Source organism: Acinetobacter seifertii, from assembly GCF_000368065.1.
Taxonomy (GTDB): Bacteria; Pseudomonadota; Gammaproteobacteria; order Pseudomonadales; family Moraxellaceae; genus Acinetobacter; species Acinetobacter seifertii.
Genome location: NZ_KB851200.1, coordinates 1870456 through 1894665 on the forward strand (window position 1 = coordinate 1870456; position 24210 = coordinate 1894665).

Genomic DNA, 24210 nt, shown 5'->3' on the forward strand with positions numbered 1-24210 from the left:
AAAATCTGAGGTGTGATTTAAGCATCTTAGAAGCAGCGCAAGACCAGATTTTTTGTGCGTTTCGTTGTTAAGCTCTATTTATTTAGAATGACTAAATTCCATAGTTCTTGCTTCGTAACGTCTAGAAAAATCGTCTTATGTCGCAACCATCTGTGAAATGTCAACAGGCCCTTGTTTTGTACACTAACATAAAATGAGTTGATAAGGAATTTCATCTCTTCTGTGTAATAGCTCATCTCGAGCCTGTGTGAATTGTTTACCCTATTCGGAACATATCAAGCATGACTTCAAATTTTTCACAACTCAGCACAGATGCTTTATCTCCGGGGCAACTACCTGAATCCGTTAAAGCATTGTTAAAGCGTGCTCACATCAACAGATATCCAAAACGAACCACAATTGTTGATGCCGGAACAGAGTCAAAATCTTTATATTTAATTTTAAAAGGCTCAGTTTCAATTATTTTGCGTGAAGATGACGAACGTGAAATTGTTGTGGCATATTTGAATCCTGGTGACTTCTTTGGGGAAATGGGGCTTTTCGAACCGAACCCTCAACGTACAGCTGAAGTCCGTACTCGTGATGTTTGTGAAATTGCAGAAATTTCATATGACAACTTTCACGAACTGAGCAAGCAGTATCCAGATCTTAGCTACGCCGTTTTTGCGCAACTTGTTCGTCGCTTAAAAAATACAACTCGCAAAATGACTGACCTTGCGTTCATTGACGTATCTGGTCGTATTGCTCGTTGCTTAATCGACTTATCTTCACAGCCAGAAGCAATGATCTTGCCGAATGGTCGTCAGATTCGTATCACTCGCCAAGAAATTGGACGTATTGTTGGATGTTCACGCGAGATGGTTGGTCGTGTATTGAAGACTTTAGAAGATCAAGGCATGATCCAAACTGATGGTAAAGCCATTCTCATTTTTGATGCTTCATTAGAAGAGAATTCAGTCACTGATGAAGACTATGATGATGAAGAATAAGTAATTACAATGATTTAATAAAAAGCAAACTTCGGTTTGCTTTTTTTATATGCAACAATGAGTTAATACACAAAACTTACAAACTATTCTAATTTTATGATTTAAGTTGAATACATATTTGCGATTAGGCTAACTCAAATTTCTCAAGGATTTCGATATATGCAATTTAACTCGCTTGGACACACTGGCATTAACCTTCCAGAAATTTGCTTAGGTACCATGACATTTGGTGAGCAAAACACTCAGCAAGAGGCTTTTGAACAACTCAATTATGCTTTAGAACACGGTCTTTATTTTTGGGATACAGCAGAGATGTATTCTGTACCACCCAAACCAGAAACATATGGCGCTACTGAAACTATATTAGGTCATTGGTTTGCACAGCATGGTCAACGCGACAAAGTATTCCTTGCTTCAAAAATTGCAGGTCCCGGCTTTGGTGGAACTCATATTCGAGAAGGTCATACCAAGTTCAATAGTGACCATATCTCACAAGCACTTGATGGCTCACTTAAACGATTACAAACTGATTATATTGATCTCTACCAACTGCACTGGCCAGAACGTCATACCAACTTCTTTGGTACGCTCGCTTATGGTAATCAACAAGCACAAAATGATTATGACACTACACCCTTAGAAGAAACTTTACTTGCCCTTCAAAAAGAAATTAATCGTGGACGTATCCGTTATATCGGTTTGTCTAACGAAACACCTTGGGGCACCATGAAGTTTTTACAACTCGCTGAAAATTTAGGAGTAAGTAAATTTGTAAGTGTCCAAAATCCATATAGCCTGCTTAATCGTACTTATGAAATAGGTATGTCTGAGATTGCTAAATATGAAGGTGTAGGATTACTTGCTTACTCTCCTCTGGCTTTTGGTTATTTAACTGGAAAGTTTAGAAATGGGGCACGACCTGAGAATGCTCGCGTTACTCTATTTCCACGTTTCAGTCGCTATAGCAATGCACAAAGTGAATGGGCAACTGAACAATATGCACAACTCGCTGAAAAACATGGTTTAAGCCTGACTCAATTGGCTCTAGCGTTTATTAAGCAGCAGTTCTTTGTAACAAGTACCATTATTGGAGCAACCAACCTAGATCAACTCAAAGAAAATATTCAGGCTTTTGAAATTGATCTTTCACCAGAAATTTTACAGGGTATTGAAGCTATTCATATACAACAGCCTAACCCCGCTCCTTAAAATAAAAAACGGATGCTTAAGCATCCGTTTTTTATATGAAATGAAAGTTTCAAAACTTACTTACGACCATTGTAAATCGCTAATGCAGCAGGTAAGTTTTTACGCATATCATTAATACGCTGTGAGTTAGATGGGTGAGTCGACAAGAATGATGAACCACCAGCACCTTCAAGCTTGTTCATTTTTTCCCATAACGTAATAGCTGCATTTGGATTATACCCAGCACGGGCCATTAACATTAAGCCACCTTGGTCAGCACGGCTTTCTAAACTACGTGAATATGGTAAGCCTACACCCACTTGCGAGCCTAACTGAGCAGCAGCAGTACCAAGCTGCCCCACATTATTACCCGCATAGCTTAATCCAATGCCTAAAGCTAAATCAGTGAGAGCTTGAGCACCAATTTTACTTTTCGCATGTTCTTCTAAAGCATGCGTCATTTCATGGCCCATAACAGCTGCAATTTCGGCATCGGTCAGGTTCAATTTATTGACAATGCCTGTATAGAACACCACCTTGCCACCTGGTGCAACGTAAGCGTTAACCGTATCTGATTTCAGTACAGCCAACTGCCAACTAAATGGCTGACCTGTTTGGTTCATTTGGTTAGCATAAGGTCTCAAACGGTTAAAAACAGCATTAATACGGCTATAGGTACTTGAACTTGTATCTAAAGTCCCTTTACCACGCGCTTCCTGCACCATTTGATTAAAACCTTGTGCAGATTGCGCATTTAGTGTTGCTGTATCTGCACCAGCCATGTCTGCTACTGTTGCACAACCAGAGATTGTTACTACACTCGCAGCACACAAACTTAACAAGAGTTTTTTATTCATCAACATGGATCACCTAAATCGTTAAAAAAACTGTTTATTCTTTTGCACTAATTATAAGAAATAGCACACAAGCTTTGAATGTCTCATTTCTTCACGATCATAGTATTTATGTAAAGATCAAGTCGATAAAGTCATCAAATAAATCCAGAAAATTAAACAAATTATGTTTAAGCCCAAATATACATGACTTAAGGTCTTAACTTTTTCCTCAAGAGTAGGACTTTTCCTTTTCCACAGCAAATAGCTATTTTGTATGAGTACGACAGGAATGAGCACACATGCGAACAATACGGACAAGCTCATAAAGGCTGTCATAAAGAAATCTTGATTATAATTTTGCCCATAGATGACTAACATTGCTAATGTAGGCGAACCACCAATAGCAAACAAAAAAGAATAAAACATCGTTTTTGAAATAGCTGGCTGTAATTTCATTTGAGTTCATCATCCATGATATAACCTATGTCTATGTTGTAATCTGAATTAGACAAAACAGAAACTGCACTTTAGTCGGATATAAAAAAAGCCCCCTTTTTCAGGAGGCTTTTATCATCTTTGCAAATTAAGCAGAGAAAGGATGACGTAAAACAATTGTTTCTGCGCGGTCTGGACCAGTTGAAACGATATCAATCGGACATTCGATTAATTGTTCAATACGTTTCACATAAGCCAAAGCATTTGCAGGTAATTGGTCAATGCTAGTTAAACCAACAGTTGACTCGCTCCAACCCGGCATAGTTTCATAAATTGGTTTCAAGCATTCAAAAGAAACCGCATCAGAAGAGCCTACGCAACCTGAATCAGTGTTTTCATAGCCCACACAGATTTTCACTTCTTCTAAACCATCTAAAACGTCAAGTTTAGTTAAGCAAATACCTGAAAGTGAGTTAACGTCTACAGAACGACGTAGGATTTCGGCATCAAACCAACCACAACGACGTTGACGACCAGTAGAAGCACCAAATTCATGACCTACAGTACCGAGGTGTTTACCAATTGCATCACCAGAGTCAGTTGCAGCATCGTAAACCAATTCAGTTGGGAATGGTCCAGCACCTACACGTGTTGTATAAGCTTTAGTAATACCTAATACATAATCAAGATGTAAAGGACCCATACCAGAACCCGAGCTTACACCACCAGCCGTTGTATTTGAGCTAGTCACATACGGGTAAGTACCGTGGTCGATGTCTAGAAGTGAGCCTTGAGCTCCTTCAAACATCACAGCTTTACCTTCTTTACGGTAGTCATGCAATACTTTAGTCACGTCAATAACTAATGGAGCAAGAACTTCACGCCATTGGTTGCAAAGAGCCAATACATCTTCAAATTTAACAGCTTCTACACCGTAGAACTGAGTTAACTGGAAGTTATGTAACTCAAGCATTTCTTGAAGTTTCTCTTCTAGCGCTGCACCACCACGAACAAGGTCAGCAACACGCACTGCACGGCGAGCTACTTTGTCTTCGTACGCAGGGCCGATACCACGACCTGTAGTACCAATTTTAGCGTTACCACGTTTCTTCTCACGAGCCTGATCAAGAGCAATGTGGTTAGGCAAAATAAGTGGACAGTTTGGAGAAATGCGTAGACGTTCCTTAACTGGAACACCTTCAGCTTCCAAAATTCCCATTTCTTCAATTAGTGCTGCTGGTGAAAGCACCACGCCATTACCAATTAAGCACAATACGTTTTCACGTAAAATGCCTGATGGAATGAGGTGCAATACAGTCTTTTTACCACCTACGACAAGAGTATGACCTGCGTTATGTCCGCCTTGATAACGTACTACCGCAGCCGCTTGATCTGTGAGCAGGTCGACGATTTTACCTTTACCTTCGTCGCCCCATTGGGTACCAAGTACCACAACATTTTTGCCCATAATAGCCTCATTACATCATGCTGTTAAAATTGGAAACCATCAGTAAAATTACTGTTGGCGTTTAAATCTTTTCAATATTCCATTGTCCATTTTGCAACACCAATTGATGTGTGGCATATGGAATAGAAGTTAAATCATCATTACCTAACAATTGAACTACACGTAAGCCTTGTGAACGTGCATTTGCAATTGCTTTAAGTAAATCTGTATCTGTACCTTTAGGTGCAACTACTGTTTCAATCTCAGCGAATTGATTTGCACCTAATGCATATAAATCACAACTAAAACCAGTAGCAGGACGCGCACGACCAAAGTGCTCACCAATACCGTCATAGCGACCACCCTGTGCTAAAGGTGCAGCACGGTTTGGTCCATAAACTGCATACATCAAACCAGTGTGATAGTGGTAGCTACGAAGTTCAACAACGTCAATGCCGACGTTCAGTGTTGGCCAACGACTTTTAATTTGGTCAAGCGTTGTTTTAAGTGCGTCTAATGCTGCTTTAAATTCAGCATCTTGTAATATGTTTGCACTTAAATTTGCCTGTAATGCATCTAAATCACTTGAATAGCGGCCAAGCGCATAAAAATCAGAACCTGCATTTAAGTTTTGAGTAAATTCTGCTAACTCTGGCAATGCTTTTCTTTGGTAAAGATCAGACAGCTCATGTTCTTCATTTTTTGACAGACCAGCGTACTTCACTAGACTACGGAACAAACCTACATGACCCAAATCTAGATGAGCGCCTTGTAAGGTATAAATGTTCTCAATCAGCCCCAGCATAACATCGACCATTTCGACATCAGCTTCGATACTATCGTGGCCATATAGCTCTGCACCCAATTGCAAAGGTGCACGAGTTGCATTGAAATTTTGTGGTTTTGTATGTAATACAGTCCCTGCATAACAGTAACGTGCAACACCTTCAACGGGTCTTACATGTGCATCAATACGTGCAACTTGCGGTGTCATGTCAGCACGGATGCCAAGTAAACGGCCTGAAAGCTGGTCAATGACTTTAAAAGTTACTAAATCCAAGTCTTGATTTAATTCTGATAATGAAGACAACGATTCGATGTATTCGATAAATGGTGTATATACCAGTTGATAACCTCGTACTGCGAGGAAATCGATAGCTTCACGGCGAAGTTTTTCAATGACTTGCGCCTGTTCCGGCAATACATCTGCTACCCCGTCAGGCAGCAACCATGTCTCTGAAATGGTCATATTTCAAGCCTAAAATCTGATCAACGTGGAACGACCCCACATAAAAAAATCGGGAACACACCCGATTTCTCTTAGTGTAGCATGATACTTTGTGCCATGCACCTTACAATTTGCATAAATCTTTCTGAATAAACTCTAAAGTCAAAAAGAAGATTTAAACAATTAATAATAACATTCAATGTCTTACTGTGCTTTACTTATATCATAATCAAAAGTTCTTCGACCAAAGAATGGGCCAATATCTGAACTATCGCCTTGTTTCCAATTAACCAAATTTAGCTTTTGAATAGCTTGAGCTGCTTGGGTATTAAAAGCAAAACAACCTTTTTCAAGACTTGCTATTTTTAACTTTTGTCTGAAAGCAATTAATGAATGCACTTCATTAAGCGGATTATCATCGACAGAATACAGATGAGACTTCTCATAGGCCAAACTTCTATCAGCATCCCATAAACTGCTTGATACAAAATCCATAGAAGCAGACTGGTCATTATTATTTCCCAGCGCACTTTGAATATCCCCTGTTTCCAAGTTTTCTAAAACAGTTAAGTTATAGCCATACCACTGCGAGTTTAGAAGCCTAAAATACTTTTTATCTGTACCTAAGTTATTATATCTTTCGCCGATTGACTGTTTTTTCTCACTAAACGAAGGATTTGAATTAAAACTAGATATATAAGAAATATAAGATTGATTCCATTGAGTTTCTTTTAAACGATAGCAATAGCTACCTTTTGGGAAGGTAACATTTTTATAATTTCGATAGAAGTCAATTAAACTTTTATCAAGCTGATTATGAAGTCCTGTATCTAAATTCTTATTTTCTTTATAGCCAGGCAACACTCGATCAAAGATTTTTTCACCATCTATTTTAACAATTTCAAAATTTAAGTTTTGTTTTAAACTTGATGTTAGCTCATAAGTCCAACTACTAGGTGTTAACCTTTTTACAATGTTTGTTTGTAGTGTTCCCTTATTTAAAACTTTCTGTTCTGTTAAAAGTCCTTTTTCTAGTGGTTGGTTATGTGACTTTGCAAAAAATATTTCATTATTTTGAATAGGATATTTAGCTATTTCAAAATAATCACTATAAATCTCAGAAGAGATATCCGAAGGTTGATAATACACTTGATAAATCGCTGTATCTTTTTCTAAATTACTGTCAGTTTGACCATTAGTGTCTTGATCCGAACTTTCACCAGTACATGCAGTTAAAATAATAGTAGATGTGATAATTAAAAAACCACTTATTCTTTTTGAGTTAAATTTCATATGAACTCTATAGTTAAAATTTTAATGTTTGCGAATCATACAAACAGAAATAGTCACATACAACACCAAAACTAATTTTTTATTTTCAAGTATTTCTATTAGAGGTTTATATTAACCATTAAAAAAAGGATATTAAGTTAACTTAATATCCTTAAAATATTTAAATATATATTCAAAAAGAATTGCACAAATCTAATAATCGATTTGCATAACCCCATTCGTTATCGTACCAAGCAAATACTTTAGCTTGATGCCCCACAACCATAGTTTGAGTTAAATCAACAATAAGTGAATAAGGTGAATGATTAAAATCGCTTGAAACTAGCGGTTCATCAGTTACTGCCATAATTTCTGCATAATCTGTTTGAGAAGCTTTAATCAGCAATTCATTAATATGATGAACAGTAATTGGTGATTGTGCGATAAACGTTAAATCAATGGCAGCCACATTAATAGTAGGAACTCGAATTGAGTAGCCATCAATACGGTCTTCCATTTTCGGCATCACACGTTTTAATGCGCCAAGTGCACTAGACGTAGTGGGAATAATATTTTGCCCAGAAGCTCTAGCACGACGTAAATCACGATGTGCGTGATCAAGTACAGACTGGTCTGCTGTTACTGCATGAATTTCGGTCATGAGCGCAGTTTCAATACCAAATGCATCATCAATAATTTTTACTAAGGGCACTAAAGCCTGCGTAGTACATGACACACTAGATATGATTTGATCAGTTGCTTTTACATCTGCATGGTTAACGCCATAGACAATTGCCGCATCGACATGGTCAAAAGGTGCTGCCCCAATAATGACCCGCTTCGCCCCTGCTTCTAGGTGGCGTGTTGCATCAGCATGAGAACGGAACAATCCAGTACATTCGAGTACAACATCAATTTGCAAGCTTGCCCACGGCAAAAGTTCTGGTTGTTTTTGCTGAAGAACTTCAACTTTCAGATTTCGCTGGTTTGATTGAATATTTAAATAAATCTTTTCATTTTCAATAGCTATGTCAACTTTGCCATTAAAACGGCCATGGGTTGTATCATATTTGAATAAATGCACTAGTGTTTGTACATCTGCTATATCGTTAATCGCCACGATTTCAAAATGAAATTGTTTCGGGCTTTCAAACCAAGCACGTAAAACATTACGTCCAATCCGGCCAAACCCATTAATGGCGATACGTTGCATGACCTATCCTTATCTACAAAACCAGAAACGAAAGAAGGCATATAGTAAAACACGTGAAGGCTAATTGAATATAGATTTTTAGCCAAATCACAGTTTTGTAAGATATTCCCTCTAAAATCGTTGGTTCGGTGGGGTTTTTCCGTTACAATTTAGCGTTTTTTAAAAATAAGCCCCGTATCACATGCAAGATTTGTGAACAAACAAACTTGTAGTGATGCTTTTAGCCAAATTCGAAAATATGGAGTGACTTGGTTGTGAGTACTCGTTTAATGACATCTGCTGAAATTCGTGAAGCATTTTTGCGCTACTTTGAAACGCAAGGGCATACACGTGTCGCGTCGAGTTCTCTTGTTCCTGCCAACGACCCAACTTTATTATTTACAAATGCTGGGATGAACCAGTTTAAAGACTGTTTTTTAGGTCTTGAGAAACGTGACTATGTACGTGCCACAACATCACAAAAATGTGTACGTGCAGGTGGTAAACATAACGATTTAGATAACGTCGGCTATACAGCTCGTCACCATACATTCTTTGAAATGTTAGGTAACTTCTCATTTGGTGACTATTTCAAACGTGATGCACTTAATTTTGCTTGGGAATTTTTAACCAGCGAACAATGGCTTGCTTTACCGAAAGACCGCTTATATGTAACGGTTTATCACACCGATGACGAAGCTTACGACATCTGGAATAAAGAAATTGGTTTAGCACCAGAGCGTATTATCCGTATTGGTGATAACAAAGGCGAAAAATACGCTTCAGATAACTTCTGGGCAATGGGTGATACAGGTCCATGTGGTCCATGTTCTGAAATTTTCTTTGACCACGGTGACCACATTTGGGGTGGTTTACCTGGTTCTGCTGAAGAAGATGGCGACCGTTTCATTGAAATCTGGAACAACGTTTTCATGCAGTTTAACCGTACTGCTGATGGCGTGCTTCACCCTCTTCCAGCTCCATCTGTAGATACAGGTATGGGCTTAGAGCGTATTTCTGCTGTATTGCAACATGTTAATTCAAACTATGACATTGACCTGTTCCAACACTTATTAAAAGCTGCTGCAAACATTATTGGTATTGAAGACGAAGGTCAGCCTTCTTTACGTGTTGTTGCAGACCATGCACGTTCTTGCTGTTTCTTGATTGCTGATGGTGTAAACCCAAGCAATGAAGGACGTGGCTATGTACTTCGCCGTATTATCCGTCGTGCTGTGCGTCATGGTAACAAGCTTGGTGCAACTGGTACGTTCTTCTACAAAATGTTGCAACCTTTAATTGAAGTTATGGGTGATGCGTACCCAGAACTTGCAGCGCGCAAAGATGTTATTGAAGCAACTTTAATTCGTGAAGAAGAACAGTTTGCTAAAACACTTGAGCAAGGGTTAAAACTACTTGAAGGTGAACTTGCTCAGTTAAAAGACAAAACTATTCCTGGTGAGACAGTATTTAAACTTTACGACACTTATGGCTTCCCGACAGACTTAACGGCTGATATTGCACGTGAACGTGGCTTTATTATTGATGAAGCTGGTTTTGAAGTTGAAATGGCTGCACAGCGTCAACGTGCACGTGATGCTGGTAAGTTTGCAGTTGACTATAACAACATTGTAAAAGTTGAAGGTGAAACTCAATTCGACGGTTACATTAACACCACTGGTCAAGGTGAAATTGTAGCGATCTATAAAGATGGCGTACAAGTTGATGAAGTTTCTGAAGGTGACGAAGCACTAATCGTTTTAAACCAAACTCCTTTCTATGCAGAAAGTGGTGGTCAGATTGGTGATACAGGTATCTTCAAAAACGAAACTGGTATTTTTGAAGTTCAAGACACCAAAAAGTCAGGCGGTGCTTTTGTTCATCAAGGTATTGTGACTGTTGGTAACCTCAAAGCAAATCAAAATGTAGAAGCGATTGTTAAAGCAGACATTCGTGAAGCTACTGCGCGCAACCATTCAGCAACTCACTTGTTACATGCTGCCCTTCGTCAAATCTTAGGTTCACATGTACAACAAAAAGGTTCTTTAGTTGCAAGCGACATCTTACGTTTTGACTTTGCAAATGACCAACCTGTTTCATTTGAACAATTACAACAAGTTGAACGTCTCGTAAATGCTGAAGTTATTGCCAATACTCCAGTGACGACTGAACTTCTTGACATTGAAGCCGCGAAAGCAAAAGGCGCAATGATGTTGTTCGGTGAAAAATATGGCGATGAAGTACGTGTACTCTCTATGGGTTCAGTCATTGATGAGAAAAACTTCTCAATCGAACTTTGTGGTGGTATTCACGTAAAACGTACAGGTGATATTGGTTTATTCAAAATCACTTCTGAAGGTGGTGTAGCTGCTGGTGTACGTCGTATTGAAGCAGTAACTGGTACTAAAGCGTTAGAAGTGGTACAAAAAGCTGACAACGATATTCAGCACATTAATAGCTTACTAAAAGCACAGAAAGACCAAACAGTTGAGCGTGTTCAAGCTAATGTGGAATTGGTTTCTGCATTACAAAAGCAGATTGAACAACTCAACCAGAAATTGGCAAACTTCCAAGCAGCTGACTTGATTGATCAGGTACAAACGATTGCTGATCGTCAAACGCTTATCACTACTGTTCAAGGTGTTGATGCAAAAGCGCTTCGCAACTTGCATGACAGTGTGAAATCAAAATTAGAGAATGCAGTGATTGTGTTAGCAGGTGTAGAGGGTGACAAGGTCAGCCTGCTTGCATCAGTCGCGTCGCAATACACTGCAAATCTAAAAGCAGGTGACATCATCAAACATCTAGCAACTGAGTTAGGTGGTAAAGGTGGTGGTAAACCTGACTTAGCACAAGGTGGCGCGCCACTTAACGAGAAGTTTGGACAAGTTATTGCAGCATTGCCTGCTTGGCTTGAACAAAAATAAGACTTCACTTTTTGTGTAACTGACCCTGAAAAGCCTCTCAGGGTCATGGCTTATATGGAACAACTATGGCATTAATCGTTCAAAAATATGGCGGTACTTCTATGGGTACCCCCGAGCGCATTTTAAATGTTGCTCGTCGTGTGAAGCGTTGGCATGATCACGGTCACAAGGTTGTTGTGGTCGTATCTGCAATGAGTGGTGAGACAAACCGCTTACTTGCCCTCGCTAAAGCCATTACCGAAACACCTGACCCACGTGAGTTAGACCAAATGGTTTCAACCGGTGAACAGGTGACGATTTCCATGTTAGCTATGGCACTTAATTCGATTGGTGTGGAAGCTAAATCCTATACCGGACGTCAAGTCGGTATTAAAACTGACAGTGCATTTACCAAGGCGCGTATCGAGTCTATTGATACAGATGTCATGACCAATGACCTAGATGCAGGCCGTGTTATTGTGGTTGCTGGTTTCCAAGGCTTTGATGCAAATGGAAATACCACAACACTAGGCCGAGGTGGTTCAGATACTTCTGGTGTTGCTCTTGCTGCTGCTTTAAAAGCTGACGAATGTCAGATCTATACCGATGTAGATGGCGTTTACACCACTGACCCTCGTGTTGCTCCTAAAGCCAAAAAAATCGACCGTATTTCTTTTGAAGAAATGCTAGAAATGGCATCATTAGGTTCTAAAGTTTTACAAATTCGCTCAGTAGAGTTTGCTGGGAAATATCAAGTTCCTTTACGTGTATTATCAAGTTTTGATAATGACAACGATGGCGTTTTTGACGACGAATTTAAAGAAAATGTAGGTACACTCATTACGACTGAGGCGGAAGACAATATGGAACAGCCAATCATTGCAGGTATTGCTTTTAACCGTGACGAAGCAAAATTAACGATTTTAGGTGTGCCTGATGAACCAGGTATTGCTTCTAAAATCTTATCACCAGTAAGTGATGCCAATATCGAAGTCGATATGATAGTGCAAAATGTTGAAGAAGATGGCACAACAGATTTCACTTTCACTGTAAACCGTGTTGATTTAGCGAAAGCTGAAAAAATCTTAAACGAAACTGCTAAAAATATTGGCGCGCGTGAAGTTTCAACACGTGATGACATCGTTAAAGTATCTATCGTTGGTGTTGGTATGCGTTCACACGCAGGTGTAGCGAGCAAAATGTTCACTGCCCTTGCTGATGAAGGCATTAACATCCTTATGATTTCAACTTCTGAAATTAAAGTTTCTGTCATTATTGATGAGAAATACCTTGAACTTGCAGTTCGTTGCCTACATACCGCATTTGGTTTAGATCGCGAACATGGTGAAAGCAGCGCCCGCGCTTAATTTTACCAAACGGTCAAGAATTCATTAAAAAATGTTTACTTGTCCGACAATAATCAAAGAAAACACAGAGCCGCTATAGTTTTTTTTATAGCGGCTCTGTTATATTAAACGGAAAGTTTTTTGGCAGTGATTATCAAAATATGACTTTGTTCTCATATTTCTGTTAGAATCTGACTGAAAACTGAGGTTGAGCTTTTATTTGGGTACCAATATTGCAGTTTTAAGCGTTTAGCAAGGAGATAAACATGCTGATTCTGACCCGCCGTGTCGGGGAAACATTAATGATTGGGGATCAAGTCAGTGTTACTGTGCTTGGCGTCAAAGGAAACCAGGTTCGAATTGGTGTGAATGCGCCAAAAGAGGTTTCTGTTCATCGCGAAGAAATTTATCAACGTATTCAACATGAACGTGCAATGCATGAACACCTTCAACATCTTGATCAAGATTATCAAGTTTCATATGAAGATGATAATTATGCACAGAAAAACTTCAATCGTTAGTATGAAGTTATTCTCTCCCTAATTAAAGCGACTTTCTAGTCGCTTTAAATTTTTTGGAAGTATATAAATTTATAGACCTAATGCACGTTTTACTGGTGCATAACTACGACGGTGTTGATCGATCACCCCGTGAGCTGCAATCGCTTCAAAGTGTGCTTTTGTTGGATAGCCTTTATGTTTGGCAAATCCAAATAATGGATACTGTTGATCTAATTCTGCCATTTGGCGATCACGTGTGACTTTTGCCAAGATACTGGCAGCACTAATTTCGGCGTGGCTCGCATCTCCACCAACAATTGCTTCACAAGGAATAATGATTCCTTTGGGAATTTGGTTGCCATCTACAATAACTTTTTCAGGCAGTGTTTTAAGGCCGTCCACTGCTCGCTTCATTGCTAGAAATGTTGCTTGTAGGATATTTAGCTCATCAATTTCTGCATGTGTCGCTTCCGCAATTGACCATGCTAAAGCTTTTTCCTGAATTTCAATAAACAACTTTTCACGTTTTTTTTCAGTTAATTTTTTAGAATCGTTTAGTCCTAAAATCGGATTTTCCGGATCTAAAATAACAGCTGCGGCAACAACCGACCCCACTAATGGGCCTCGCCCCGCCTCATCTACGCCTGCAACGAACATGTATACTCCAATGAAAAAAAGAGGCTGATCAATATGAATCAGCCTTCTTTAAAACTTAAATTATTAATTACTTTTGTAAAGCTTCAGCCACGCAAGCATTTACAGTATTAGAAACGACTTGGGTTACTATTGTTGCACGTGCAGCTGGGTCAAGTGCAGCAGTAGCCAAATCAACTGCCGTAACACTGTTTGGTGCCTTTTCACTTACGCAGCCACAAACATTAGTTTGAATACTATCACGTTGTTCAGCAGTCATAAGCTTTGTTGCTGTTTTCCATGCAGGAACATTATTAATTTCTGTAATACATTTCGCATTTACAGCAACTTTCAATGCAGCCATACCTAACTGTTGAGTTGTAGTTTCTGCAGAACCTGCTCCAGGCGTGGTTGCACATGCAGTTAAAGCTAAAACAACTGGTGCCACAGCAAGCATCAATTTTTTCATCATTTTTCCTTTGATCGAACGTAAGCAGCGCGTATTTTGCCTAAACTCGTGCTTAGAAGAAACAAATAAATTGATGCATTTATGCAATCTAATTTTCCTACACTCCAGTTTGATTTAATCATGTGCTTCAGCTAAAGCGTTCTGTTTATAGTACGCTCCGTTACGAGAACAACATTTCTCAAAAATACTGCTTTACCATAAAATCTAGCGCTAAAATGACAAAAAATTAGGGTCTTTTATGCCTGCCTCATCCTCTCAATACTACACCCGTACTGCACAGATTTTGCATTGGGTTATGGCAATCATTTTCATTACGGCTTGGGTGATTGGTTTCTACAGTGGAAATTTTTTAAGTTATGATACTGATGGCAGCTTTAAAGGTGATGTCATTACACTGCATAAAAACATCGCCACAACCATTATCTTTCTAGTGGTTATTCGCCTTTTCTGGCGTTACACCCATCCAGCCCCAAAGTTGCCTGACAGCATGTCACCAACAATGAAAACTTTGGCTCACATTGGACATTTATTACTCTATGTGATTTTAGTAGCGCTACCTATTACTGGTTGCTTATTTAGCTGGAGTGCTGGTCACCCTGCCCCAGTTTTATATTTATTTAATATTCCACGTTTAGTACAAGACAACCCTGAGTTATTAGCGATTGTTAAACCATTACATATTTATATTTCATGGTTTGCAGGTTTGCTTATTGTTGGACATGTTCTGGCAGCTTTAAAACATCACTTTGTGGATAAAGACAATGTTTTAAACAGCATGACCAAACAAGCTAAATAAATTCAATGTTAAAAAAACCGCCTATTAAAGGCGGTTTTTTTATTTAGATTTTTTGGATTTCTGAAATCCACTTTTGTTTTTCTTCATCTGAAATGAAAGAGGCTTCAAAAGAGTTAATTGCGAGTTGCTTCAACTCATCATTACTTAAATCTAAGGCTTGCTGAATAGCAATGAAGTTATCATTCATATATCCACCAAAATATGAAGGATCATCCGAGTTAACAGTCACGTGTACGCCTTTTTGCAAAAGACGACGGATATTGTGATCTTTCATATCCTTAACAACACATAGCTTTAAGTTACTTAAAGGGCAAACGGTTAATGGCATTTTTTCATTAATTAAACGAGCCATTAATTGTTCGTCTTCTTCAGAACGCACGCCGTGGTCAATACGTTTTACTTTAAGCAAGTCCAAAGCTTCCCAGACATATTCAGGTGGGCCTTCTTCGCCTGCGTGAGCCACGATTAAGAAACCTTCTTCACGTGCCTTAGCAAAAACACATTCAAATTTAGCTGGTGGATGACCTACTTCACTTGAATCAAGCCCTACAGCAATAATGTCTTTTTTAAACGGTAAAGCTTGCTCAAGCGTTTCAAATGCAGCTTCTTCGCTTAAATGACGCAAGAAACACATAATGAGCTGAGAGCTAATACCAAATTTAGCTTTTGCATCAGCACATGCACGTTTAAGTCCATTGATTACTGTCGCAAAGGCAACACCACGCTCAGTATGGGTTTGCGGGTCAAAGAACATTTCTGTATGAACGACATGATCTTCTGCACATTTCTCAAAATATGCCCATGCTAAATCATAAAAATCTTGCTCATGAACAAGAACATTTGCACCAGCATAGTAAATATCTAGAAATGATTGAAGATTATGAAAGTTATAAGCTTGCTTTACTTCTTCAACAGATTTGTAAGGAATCTGAATCTGATTACGCTGTGCAATAGCAAACATTAATTCAGGTTCAAATGTCCCTTCAATATGCACATGCAACTCGGCTTTTGGTAAGGCCTGAATCAGCTCGACTTGATTCATATTAACTCCACATCTAAAGAAAAAAGGGTGTGGTAACACACCCTTCAATAACTTCCTTCTTATATAACGATTACGAAATATAGTTCTAGAAGGAAATTATAAAAAATCGTATTAACCGCCAAAAGCGATAAATTTAAATACCCAAAGAGCAGCAATAATCCACACCATGTATGGAACAGTTTTTGCCTTACCTGTGAATAGTTTAACTAATGCATAGCTGATAAAGCCCATTGCAATACCATCTGCAATTGAGTACGCGAATGGCATAAATACAATTGTTAAAAAGGCTGGAACAGCTTCTGTAATATCATCCCAATCAATGTGCGTGATCCCTTGGATCATAAGTACACCGATAAATAACAAAGCTGGGGCTGTTGCAAAACCTGGCACAGATTGAGCAAGAGGAGCTAAAAATAAACAGCAGATAAATAAAACAGCAACAACGACTGCAGTTAAACCAGTACGCCCACCCGCCGCTACACCTGAAGCTGATTCGATATATGGCGTAGTTGATGAAGTACCCAATGCAGCACCAGCAACAATAGCTGTAGAGTCAGCAAATAATGCTTTTTTCAAACGTGGTAATTTACCATCTTTTAAAAGCCCTGCGCGGTGTGAAACGCCAACCAAAGTACCCGTACTGTCAAACAAGTCAACAATGAAGAATACGAAGATGACACCGACCATACTTGCAGTAAACAGGCCTTTAAAGTCCATTTGCATGAATGTTGGTGCAATTGAAGGGATTTGACCTACTACACCTTTAAATTGATTCAAGCCTAAAGCGGTCGCAATTGCTGTAACGACTAAAATACTAATAATGATGGCACCGCGAACTTTAAGCTGATGTAAAACTACAATCAATAAAAATCCAAATAAAGCCAACAACACTGTAGGCTGTTTAATATCACCCAAACCTACCAATGTCGCTTGATTGGCAACAATAATGCCGGCATTTTTTAGCGCAATAAGTGCAAGGAATAAACCAATACCCCCGCCTATCGCAAATTTAAGCGACATTGGAATTGCATTGACAATCGCTTCACGAACTTTAAAGAAGCTAATAGCAAGAAAGACAATTCCTGAAACAAAAACAGCTGCTAAAGCCGTCTGCCATGGCACTCCCATGCCCATACATACCGAATAGGTAAAATAAGCGTTAAGCCCCATGCCCGGTGCCAATGCAATTGGATAATTGGCAATAATACCCATCACTAAACAACCGATTGCTGCCGCCAAACAGGTTGCAACGAATACGGCGCCATGATCCATGCCGGTTTCAGATAAAATGAGTGGATTGACAATGATGATGTAACACATCGTTAAAAATGTAGTTACACCAGCAAGAACTTCTGTTCGAAACGTGGTTTTATTGTCGCTTAACTTAAATAAACGCTCTAACCAGCCTGCCGAAGAATTGGGCGCCGCCATAAGTAGCCTCTATGCAAAATCTGAGCTGTGGAATATGTACTTCTATGTAGGTATCTGAGCAATCTTGTTTTTCTGATCAGATCTCTAAACAAAAACCTCAAATAGATGAAGCAACAAATATGCCACTCATTTGAATTTTGATTTCATACATAGAAAATAGACACAGCCCCTCTTGAAACACAAAAAAGCTGCATAACCCCTATGCAGCTTTTTTACTATACGTTAAATAAGTTTAACAGATTCAATCGCAACATGATCAAAATTTATGAAAAGATATGACCAATGACAGTCTTTTTAAAGCAAATTACAACAACAGTTTTGACTAGAAAAAAACTTTTTTATCACTGAGATAGTTTTGCAAAGTATAAGAAGCTAAATTGCTATGACTAACACGATTAGGATTTCGCTCAATCGTTTGCAAGTTTTTTTCTGCTTCTTGAATAATTCGCATAAGTTCTTGGTGTTTTTTATTTTGGCTATCTAAATACGCCCAATACCCTAATACAAACACGATACTCACACACAACACTATTAATACTTTATTGATCATTATTATTATCTCTATGTTTTTAATGTTAATGATCTTAACAAAAAATAACCAGTTTGTGAATACTTTCACATTTATTTACAATAATTACCAATCACTCAAGCTATTGATATAAAAAATTTTTTCTAATTTACAATTTTAAAAAAGCTTAAAAAGGAAACTTTTCACTTAAAAATTCATTTTTAAAAATCACTATATTTTTTATTAAAAACTTATATACACTGCTTTCCCTCTTTCATTTTTAAGTATATTTAAATTTATTTTTCAATTTAACTTCACTATATTATTGATTGAATTTTAATTTATTTATTCAATTCCCAAATAATAAAAAGCCCATTTCAATCAATCAAAATGGGCTTTTATAAATTAATTAACCGACAATTTCTTCAACTTTAGGTTTTGCCTTTATCAAATCAGCCTCATGCACCACTTCATATTCTTCTAACTTTAAATGTTTTAAACGCTGTCTAAGTTTTTTCAAAGACCATGGCCATGCGGCAAAATTACGGCCATTAGCATCGAGATAGTAACTTTTACATCCGCCACTATTAAATACAGTGGTTTGCAGATGTTTTTGTACAAGCTCATTATGCTTTTTAATCACTTCTGACTTAACGGAAAGTTTAGCAATCCCCTTTGCCTTCATTTGTAGCAAACCATCAACAATATATTGCAGTTGTGCTTCAGCAAGACCAATAAAGGAGTCGTAAACCAACACATTAGGTCCTAGCATAAGAAATGCATTCGGCACATTTTCAATATTGGTACCTAAGTAAGCTTCTGGTGAAGAGTCTTTCCAAAGATCAACCAAACATTGTCCTTGCTCATTGTGTACACATTTACCAATTGGTGGATGAGACACTTCAAAACCCGTGCCCCAAATAATCACATCAACTTCGTGACGTTCACCATTGGCAGCAATAACAGTATTGCCTTCAACTTTAAGCAGACCATGTGGAATAAGTGTAGTGTTAGATGCCTGTAACGCTGGATAGTAGTTATTGGCAAATAAAATACGTTTACAACCAATATCAAAATTAGGTGTTACGTTTTGACGTAGAACCGGATCTTTAATTTGCAACTTTAATAGTTGTTTCGCAGCAAAATTGACAGGCTTTAAAGCTTTTGGATTGCGTAAGCCAAAATTAATGACATTTAAAGTACTCGCCACAGTCTGTCGCCAAGTCGCTTGAATAGCTGGATATTTAGCAATAACGGATTTACTTAACTCACCCAAGTCGGTATCTGGTTTTGGCAGTACCCAAGGTGCTGTACGTTGGAACACAAACAGCTCTTTTGCGTTAGGTTGGATTTGTGGCACAAATTGGATGGCAGATGCACCCGTACCAATCACGGCAATGCGTTTACCAGTTAAGTCATAATCATGGTTCCATTTTGCTGAATGGAACATTTCACCAGTAAAAGTATCTAAACCCTCAAGGCGTGGTATCTGAGCTTCAGTAATTGGACCAGTAGCAAATAGAACTGTTTTAGCGATATACAAACCAGAGCTTGTCTCGAGTTTCCAAACATTTTCTAGACTGTCCCATTCTGCATTTAATAGTTCGGTATTGAATTCAATTAAAGACTCAATATCAAAGTCACGGCTTACATCTTCTAAGTAACTTAAGATTTCCGGTTGGCGTGCAAATAAGTGACTCCATTTTGCACTTGGGGCAAACGAGTAAGAATAAAGCGATGATGGAACATCACAACCACAACCCGGATAAGTATTTTCACGCCAAGTACCACCGACGCGGCTCGCTTTCTCAATAATTTTAAAATTGGTTAAGCCTGCTTCATTTAGCTTGATTGCTGCAGCTAAACCAGAAATGCCTGCACCAACAATAAAAGTGTCATAAATATGGAGAACCTCTTGGGTTTTACGTGTACGTGTATTTGTTCTAGGTTTAGTGACCATAATTTTTCTGCCTATACAAAATTTTATTTAAATAATTGATACGAAAGCCCAAGGAACTTTGCATATAGCGTTGGTGACGTTCTTTTCATAAGCCAGAATAATTTGGCGTCGATCTGTGGCGTGGTATAGAGCTGCCCTCGATCTAATCGGTTCAATGTTAATGTTGCAACTGCATCACTGGTGGTCATGGCATAATTCATGAGTGCATGATCAGCTAGTTTTGAATAGCGCCCTGGAATACGACCATTTTTAATGATATTGGTCGGAACCAAAGTCGGGCACAGCACATTCACTTTAATATTGAATTTGCGAAGCTCAGCTGAAAGGGTTTCTGATAATGCCAATACACCCGCTTTCGTTACGTTATAGACACTCATTTCTGGTGCTGCAGTATAAGACGCAGCTGAAGCTACATTAATAATTGCGCCGTAACCTAATTTTTTGAGCTTTGGCACAAATGCATGACAACCATGGATAACGCCCCATAGGTTTACGTGCATACACCACTTCCAGTCCTCCAAGCTCATTTCATCAAATTTGCCGCCTAGACCTACGCCAGCATTATTAATAATCAGTGTTACCGGATGCTCTAATAATTGCTCTGCTTGATCAGCCAAAACCTGTACTTGTTCTGCTTGTCCAACATCGCACTTGACTGCAAAAGCTTTTTGTCCAAGCTGTTCAACTAACTTTACGGTTTCTTCAGCAGCTTCTAAATTAATATCCGCACATACCACGTTGCCACCGCGTTTTGCCAATTCAAGTGCAAAGCTACGGCCAATTCCACTACCTGCCCCTGTCACAACAGCATATGCGTTTCGGCTAGGCTGGTCTTTCTTACCAAATAGAATCATAGTAAATCCTAAAAAATTTTAGGGAGACGACAGTAATTTGGGTATTACTGCCGTGACCAACAGCCTTATGAAACTGCACGAACTGGGGGAGTAAATTCCTTCACAAAGTAAGGTGCAATTGCACCGCCCTCGTTAAGTAATTTCTTTTTGTAGTACTCAAGGTATTGAGTTGTGTCATGATCATTTGGATGAAAGCTTGGACGTAAATAATCCAGAATCTGGCCAACGGTGCTACCGAATACGCCATCTTTTGGACTAAAAATTAAGTTGACGCCACGACGTGCATCTTTCCAGAATTTTCTGGTCAGCATTTCTTGTGGCTTATGCAGTACAGGCACAAATAATGTTGCGGTTGGAATAAGCCCTAAAATGGTAATGAAAGCCATTAGAAAACCGGTTGCACGCAATGGATAGTTACCGTTCAAAACCTGATAGACATCATAAGCAATATCTTTGTGCTCAGACTCTTCAAGCATATGCCACATCCATAACGCTCGGCTTTTCGCATCGTCGGTATAATAAAAGTTCTTTTCATGCTTCATCATGTATTCAGCGAGAACTGCCGTAAAGTGCTCAATGCCTGCCATAAGTGAAAGCTTTAATGGCTGTGGGAATTTTAAAAACACATATTTAAAGAAGTTTTCACCTAAGAAACGATATAAATCGACCGGATATTCCAGCTCTTTAATTGCATCATTGAATTCATTATGCAATTTTGAATGGATGGCCTCTTGACCAATAAGAGAAGTAACACGCTGTTTTAAAATTGGGTCTTGAATAAATTCACGGTGGTGACGGGCAGTTTCGATGACAAGATCTTCACCGTAGGTCAAAAAAACCGAAAGCGTTGCAAAGAACAAAGTTGCAAACTGATTGTTGACGTAAAACTCGATATCAATTTCTTTGCCATCAAATCCGATATTAAGATGGCGGATTGGGATAGATCCTTTATTTGAAAAATCTATCTTTTGATACTGAGCCATAACTGATTTAGGAGAAATAATATTTCGGATAGCTTGAGCGACCATTTTTGACACCCTATAAAATTTGTTAAATACAAGGCAGCGTCGAATCAAACAGGTAAAGTTGTCTTTAAATTATTTCTTGCAATCTTTAACTGCTCTAGAACAAAAATTTGCTCGGTTACATCTGCCTTGCCATGTTTTATGAACTTAAGCGAGGTTAAATTCACCAAATCAGGTTAAATAGTGCGCTTGATGCATTACTCGAACAAGGACAAAAAAAGCCAACCCACTTTGAAACTTTTTGCCAATTTAAATATTTTTTGATTATTTCAAACAACTTATATAAGCTAATATTATTCATAATAATTTAAATAAAGGACACTTGTCCTAAAATGACAAAAAGATGGCTTAAAAAGATAATAAATGAAATATTATGCCTATTTTCCAAATAAATCATTTTAATACTTCAGCGTTCCAAAAATCACACCAAGCTTTCTGTTTTTAGAGCTTCATTGCATAAATGAAAACGATAAACTGCATTCAGAGAAAAAAATTGAATGAGGATAATAAATCATGTTTGATATGCGTTTATCTCATGAGCGTGGTGCAGCACATCATGGCTGGTTACAGTCAAAACACACGTTTTCATTTGCAAATTATTGGGACCCGAAACAAGTAGGTTTTTCAGATTTGCTTGTGATTAATGACGATACTGTTGCTCCATCGAAAGGTTTTGGCACTCACCCTCACCGCAACATGGAAATTATTTCTTATGTGCTTGAAGGTGCGTTAGAACATAAAGATTCAATGGGTACAGGTTCGGTGATTGTGCCTGGTGATATTCAATTAATGAGCGCAGGACGTGGTGTTGCTCATAGTGAATTTAACCACTCTGCACAAGAAAACGTGCACTTCTTGCAAATTTGGGTTGTTCCAAACGAAGTGAACACCACCCCGGGCTATCAACAATTGCATATTTCTGAGGAAGACAAACGCGGTAAATTGCACTTGATGATTTCACCAAAAGGTGGCGAAAAAACTTTGTCGATCAAACAAGATATTAATATTTATTCTGGTCTTTTTGACGGCGAAGAAACAGCAGAGTTTGCAATTCCAGAAGGACGTTATGTTTACCTACATGTGGCAAAAGGCAGTATTGATGTAAACGGTAAAACCTTTAACACGGGTGATGCTGCGCGAATTCGTGATGGAGGCAAGTTATCATTTACTAATGGTGATAATGCTGAAATTCTGATTTTTGATATGCGTCCAGAAGAAGTTCCAACCATGCCATAATCAACAAAACACCTGCATAGTTATATGCAGGTGTTTTTTTATATATTGAAATTAAAAACTATGAATGTTCTTCCGAGCGTGCCATTTCAGTATTGATATAACTCATGATCATAGTGGTTAACCCTTGCACCATTTCATCAAAACTAATAAATGGGTTAGGTAAAATAAGATGTCTTGCTACGTTAAAAATACCGCTATTTATACAAATGTAAGTAATGACAGGTAAGTTATTAATTTTTAAATATTTTGGATTATGCATCATATATTTCATGATGACTTCCATTAAAGCCTGTTCAATTTTTGGAATATATTTGTCGTATTGCAACTCACCTGCATAACGTAAAACGGTTAAGTAACGGTCATTATTCTTCTTTAATAAATCACTAAATGTATAAAAGATCATTTCGATAACAGGCTCTAACTCCAACTCTAGAATTGTAGGAGTTAACTCTTTAATCATATCGAGAATTTCACTCACAAAGTAGTGATTCATCGCATCATAAATTTCTTCTTTATTTTTAAAATACTCATAAAGTGACCCAACACTCACACCTGCAATTTCTGCAATATGACGTGTAGTGGTACCACTTGGTCCATGCAATGCTACGGCAATAAAACCTGCTTCAATAATAGTATCAACAGTGACTTTGGCTCGTGCCTGACGGGGTTTTCGCGTAGACATATTTTCTTATAAATAATCCGAACATAAGCTCAGGTTAGCATGTAATTTAGCCCTAACCTAATAAAAAAACAAAATCCGAATACTTGTCAAACTTCATGACACAATTTCTTTAGAGGTATGGCAAAACATAGTTATGAGTTCTTTTATTATTAGGAAATTACTTTTAAAAGAAATTAAAATATTCAAATAAAAATCAATGTATTAATAAAATTTTAAGCTAATTTTTTATTTTATT

Annotated in this window: 22 protein-coding genes; 7 read left to right on the top strand and 15 right to left on the bottom strand. The window is 38.2% G+C overall.

Annotation, left to right across the window (positions count from 1 at the left end; genetic code table 11):
- Positions 1 to 281 precede the first annotated feature (281 nt).
- Both crp and F985_RS16315 read left to right on the top strand, forming a co-directional pair.
- The gene (gene crp, locus F985_RS16310; protein ID WP_004702771.1) at positions 282 to 989 is read left to right on the top strand and encodes a cAMP-activated global transcriptional regulator CRP; all 708 of its coding nucleotides are present in this window, start codon (positions 282 to 284) and stop codon (positions 987 to 989) included.
- A 159-nt stretch (positions 990 to 1148) separates the two neighbouring features.
- Positions 1149 to 2198: an NADP(H)-dependent aldo-keto reductase gene (locus F985_RS16315; protein ID WP_004702773.1), complete on the top strand. Its 1050-nt coding sequence runs from the start codon at positions 1149 to 1151 to the stop codon at positions 2196 to 2198.
- A 56-nt stretch (positions 2199 to 2254) separates the two neighbouring features.
- On the opposite strand, the gene F985_RS16320 is transcribed toward F985_RS16315, so the two are convergent.
- The 6 genes from F985_RS16320 to F985_RS16345 all read right to left on the bottom strand — a co-directional run bounded on the left by F985_RS16320 (position 2255) and on the right by F985_RS16345 (position 8608).
- Complete coding sequence (locus F985_RS16320) at positions 2255 to 3034, bottom strand: M48 family metallopeptidase (RefSeq protein WP_031944517.1); 780 nt, start codon at positions 3032 to 3034, stop codon at positions 2255 to 2257.
- A 117-nt stretch (positions 3035 to 3151) separates the two neighbouring features.
- Positions 3152 to 3469, bottom strand: a complete 318-nt coding sequence (locus F985_RS16325; RefSeq protein WP_004702777.1) for a hypothetical protein — start codon at positions 3467 to 3469, stop codon at positions 3152 to 3154.
- Between the two features lie 127 nt (positions 3470 to 3596).
- Complete coding sequence (locus F985_RS16330) at positions 3597 to 4916, bottom strand: adenylosuccinate synthase (protein WP_004702779.1); 1320 nt, start codon at positions 4914 to 4916, stop codon at positions 3597 to 3599.
- Between the two features lie 61 nt (positions 4917 to 4977).
- On the bottom strand, positions 4978 to 6144 hold the full coding sequence (locus F985_RS16335) for an ATP phosphoribosyltransferase regulatory subunit (RefSeq protein ID WP_004702780.1): 1167 nt from the start codon (positions 6142 to 6144) through the stop codon (positions 4978 to 4980).
- Between the two features lie 183 nt (positions 6145 to 6327).
- The gene (locus F985_RS16340) at positions 6328 to 7416 is read right to left on the bottom strand and encodes a hypothetical protein (RefSeq protein ID WP_004702782.1); all 1089 of its coding nucleotides are present in this window, start codon (positions 7414 to 7416) and stop codon (positions 6328 to 6330) included.
- Positions 7417 to 7588: 172 nt separating this feature from the next.
- Positions 7589 to 8608: a type I glyceraldehyde-3-phosphate dehydrogenase gene (locus F985_RS16345; RefSeq protein ID WP_004702784.1), complete on the bottom strand. Its 1020-nt coding sequence runs from the start codon at positions 8606 to 8608 to the stop codon at positions 7589 to 7591.
- A gap of 269 nt (positions 8609 to 8877) precedes the next feature.
- Here F985_RS16345 and alaS point away from each other — a divergent pair, with 269 nt between their 5' ends.
- From alaS to csrA, 3 genes are all read left to right on the top strand, one after another.
- On the top strand, positions 8878 to 11514 hold the full coding sequence (alaS, locus tag F985_RS16350) for an alanine--tRNA ligase (protein ID WP_004702786.1): 2637 nt from the start codon (positions 8878 to 8880) through the stop codon (positions 11512 to 11514).
- 65 nt (positions 11515 to 11579) lie between these two features.
- On the top strand, positions 11580 to 12860 hold the full coding sequence (locus F985_RS16355) for an aspartate kinase (RefSeq protein ID WP_004702788.1): 1281 nt from the start codon (positions 11580 to 11582) through the stop codon (positions 12858 to 12860).
- Between the two features lie 245 nt (positions 12861 to 13105).
- Positions 13106 to 13360, top strand: coding sequence for a carbon storage regulator CsrA (csrA, locus tag F985_RS16360; RefSeq protein WP_000906487.1), 255 nt, complete (start codon positions 13106 to 13108; stop codon positions 13358 to 13360).
- 69 nt (positions 13361 to 13429) lie between these two features.
- Here the strand turns inward: csrA and rnhB are convergent, their stop codons facing one another.
- The gene (gene rnhB, locus F985_RS16365) at positions 13430 to 13996 is read right to left on the bottom strand and encodes a ribonuclease HII (protein ID WP_004702791.1); all 567 of its coding nucleotides are present in this window, start codon (positions 13994 to 13996) and stop codon (positions 13430 to 13432) included.
- Between the two features lie 67 nt (positions 13997 to 14063).
- Positions 14064 to 14441 carry a hypothetical protein gene (locus F985_RS16370; protein ID WP_004702793.1) on the bottom strand — a complete coding sequence of 126 codons (378 nt, stop codon included), beginning with the start codon at positions 14439 to 14441 and terminating at the stop codon, positions 14064 to 14066.
- Positions 14442 to 14679: 238 nt separating this feature from the next.
- Here F985_RS16370 and F985_RS16375 point away from each other — a divergent pair, with 238 nt between their 5' ends.
- Positions 14680 to 15237, top strand: a complete 558-nt coding sequence (locus tag F985_RS16375) for a cytochrome b (RefSeq protein WP_004702795.1) — start codon at positions 14680 to 14682, stop codon at positions 15235 to 15237.
- Positions 15238 to 15280: 43 nt separating this feature from the next.
- On the opposite strand, the gene F985_RS16380 is transcribed toward F985_RS16375, so the two are convergent.
- From F985_RS16380 to F985_RS16405, 6 genes are all read right to left on the bottom strand, one after another.
- Positions 15281 to 16279, bottom strand: coding sequence for an adenosine deaminase (locus F985_RS16380; RefSeq protein ID WP_004702797.1), 999 nt, complete (start codon positions 16277 to 16279; stop codon positions 15281 to 15283).
- A gap of 111 nt (positions 16280 to 16390) precedes the next feature.
- Positions 16391 to 17710 carry an NCS2 family permease gene (locus tag F985_RS16385; RefSeq protein ID WP_004702799.1) on the bottom strand — a complete coding sequence of 440 codons (1320 nt, stop codon included), beginning with the start codon at positions 17708 to 17710 and terminating at the stop codon, positions 16391 to 16393.
- A gap of 322 nt (positions 17711 to 18032) precedes the next feature.
- The gene (locus F985_RS16390; protein WP_004702801.1) at positions 18033 to 18260 is read right to left on the bottom strand and encodes a hypothetical protein; all 228 of its coding nucleotides are present in this window, start codon (positions 18258 to 18260) and stop codon (positions 18033 to 18035) included.
- A 367-nt stretch (positions 18261 to 18627) separates the two neighbouring features.
- The gene (locus F985_RS16395; RefSeq protein WP_004702803.1) at positions 18628 to 20178 is read right to left on the bottom strand and encodes a flavin-containing monooxygenase; all 1551 of its coding nucleotides are present in this window, start codon (positions 20176 to 20178) and stop codon (positions 18628 to 18630) included.
- A 23-nt stretch (positions 20179 to 20201) separates the two neighbouring features.
- Positions 20202 to 21032, bottom strand: a complete 831-nt coding sequence (locus F985_RS16400) for an SDR family NAD(P)-dependent oxidoreductase (protein ID WP_004702805.1) — start codon at positions 21030 to 21032, stop codon at positions 20202 to 20204.
- Positions 21033 to 21097: 65 nt separating this feature from the next.
- Positions 21098 to 22015 carry a metal-dependent hydrolase gene (locus F985_RS16405; protein ID WP_085945711.1) on the bottom strand — a complete coding sequence of 306 codons (918 nt, stop codon included), beginning with the start codon at positions 22013 to 22015 and terminating at the stop codon, positions 21098 to 21100.
- A 555-nt stretch (positions 22016 to 22570) separates the two neighbouring features.
- Here F985_RS16405 and F985_RS16410 point away from each other — a divergent pair.
- Positions 22571 to 23293 carry a pirin family protein gene (locus F985_RS16410; protein WP_004702809.1) on the top strand — a complete coding sequence of 241 codons (723 nt, stop codon included), beginning with the start codon at positions 22571 to 22573 and terminating at the stop codon, positions 23291 to 23293.
- A gap of 58 nt (positions 23294 to 23351) precedes the next feature.
- Here F985_RS16410 and F985_RS16415 read toward each other — a convergent pair whose 3' ends face one another.
- Positions 23352 to 23975, bottom strand: a complete 624-nt coding sequence (locus F985_RS16415) for a TetR/AcrR family transcriptional regulator (protein ID WP_004702811.1) — start codon at positions 23973 to 23975, stop codon at positions 23352 to 23354.
- Positions 23976 to 24210 lie beyond the last annotated feature (235 nt).

What these genes read in the sequence shown, in the direction of transcription:
- F985_RS16395 (WP_004702803.1), bottom strand. Translation starts at nt 20,178, where the DNA reads ATGGTCACTAAACCTAGAACAAATACACGTACACGTAAAACCCAAGAG.
- F985_RS16340 (WP_004702782.1), bottom strand. Translation starts at nt 7,416, where the DNA reads ATGAAATTTAACTCAAAAAGAATAAGTGGTTTTTTAATTATCACATCT.
- csrA (WP_000906487.1), top strand. Translation starts at nt 13,106, where the DNA reads ATGCTGATTCTGACCCGCCGTGTCGGGGAAACATTAATGATTGGGGAT.
- F985_RS16370 (WP_004702793.1), bottom strand. Translation starts at nt 14,441, where the DNA reads ATGAAAAAATTGATGCTTGCTGTGGCACCAGTTGTTTTAGCTTTAACT.
- F985_RS16385 (WP_004702799.1), bottom strand. Translation starts at nt 17,710, where the DNA reads ATGGCGGCGCCCAATTCTTCGGCAGGCTGGTTAGAGCGTTTATTTAAG.
- F985_RS16355 (WP_004702788.1), top strand. Translation starts at nt 11,580, where the DNA reads ATGGCATTAATCGTTCAAAAATATGGCGGTACTTCTATGGGTACCCCC.
- F985_RS16320 (WP_031944517.1), bottom strand. Translation starts at nt 3,034, where the DNA reads ATGAATAAAAAACTCTTGTTAAGTTTGTGTGCTGCGAGTGTAGTAACA.
- F985_RS16345 (WP_004702784.1), bottom strand. Translation starts at nt 8,608, where the DNA reads ATGCAACGTATCGCCATTAATGGGTTTGGCCGGATTGGACGTAATGTT.
- alaS (WP_004702786.1), top strand. Translation starts at nt 8,878, where the DNA reads ATGACATCTGCTGAAATTCGTGAAGCATTTTTGCGCTACTTTGAAACG.
- F985_RS16330 (WP_004702779.1), bottom strand. Translation starts at nt 4,916, where the DNA reads ATGGGCAAAAATGTTGTGGTACTTGGTACCCAATGGGGCGACGAAGGT.
- F985_RS16335 (WP_004702780.1), bottom strand. Translation starts at nt 6,144, where the DNA reads ATGACCATTTCAGAGACATGGTTGCTGCCTGACGGGGTAGCAGATGTA.
- rnhB (WP_004702791.1), bottom strand. Translation starts at nt 13,996, where the DNA reads ATGTTCGTTGCAGGCGTAGATGAGGCGGGGCGAGGCCCATTAGTGGGG.
- crp (WP_004702771.1), top strand. Translation starts at nt 282, where the DNA reads ATGACTTCAAATTTTTCACAACTCAGCACAGATGCTTTATCTCCGGGG.
- F985_RS16400 (WP_004702805.1), bottom strand. Translation starts at nt 21,032, where the DNA reads ATGATTCTATTTGGTAAGAAAGACCAGCCTAGCCGAAACGCATATGCT.
- F985_RS16405 (WP_085945711.1), bottom strand. Translation starts at nt 22,015, where the DNA reads ATGGCTCAGTATCAAAAGATAGATTTTTCAAATAAAGGATCTATCCCA.
- F985_RS16410 (WP_004702809.1), top strand. Translation starts at nt 22,571, where the DNA reads ATGTTTGATATGCGTTTATCTCATGAGCGTGGTGCAGCACATCATGGC.
- F985_RS16390 (WP_004702801.1), bottom strand. Translation starts at nt 18,260, where the DNA reads ATGATCAATAAAGTATTAATAGTGTTGTGTGTGAGTATCGTGTTTGTA.
- F985_RS16380 (WP_004702797.1), bottom strand. Translation starts at nt 16,279, where the DNA reads ATGAATCAAGTCGAGCTGATTCAGGCCTTACCAAAAGCCGAGTTGCAT.
- F985_RS16325 (WP_004702777.1), bottom strand. Translation starts at nt 3,469, where the DNA reads ATGAAATTACAGCCAGCTATTTCAAAAACGATGTTTTATTCTTTTTTG.
- F985_RS16315 (WP_004702773.1), top strand. Translation starts at nt 1,149, where the DNA reads ATGCAATTTAACTCGCTTGGACACACTGGCATTAACCTTCCAGAAATT.
- F985_RS16415 (WP_004702811.1), bottom strand. Translation starts at nt 23,975, where the DNA reads ATGTCTACGCGAAAACCCCGTCAGGCACGAGCCAAAGTCACTGTTGAT.
- F985_RS16375 (WP_004702795.1), top strand. Translation starts at nt 14,680, where the DNA reads ATGCCTGCCTCATCCTCTCAATACTACACCCGTACTGCACAGATTTTG.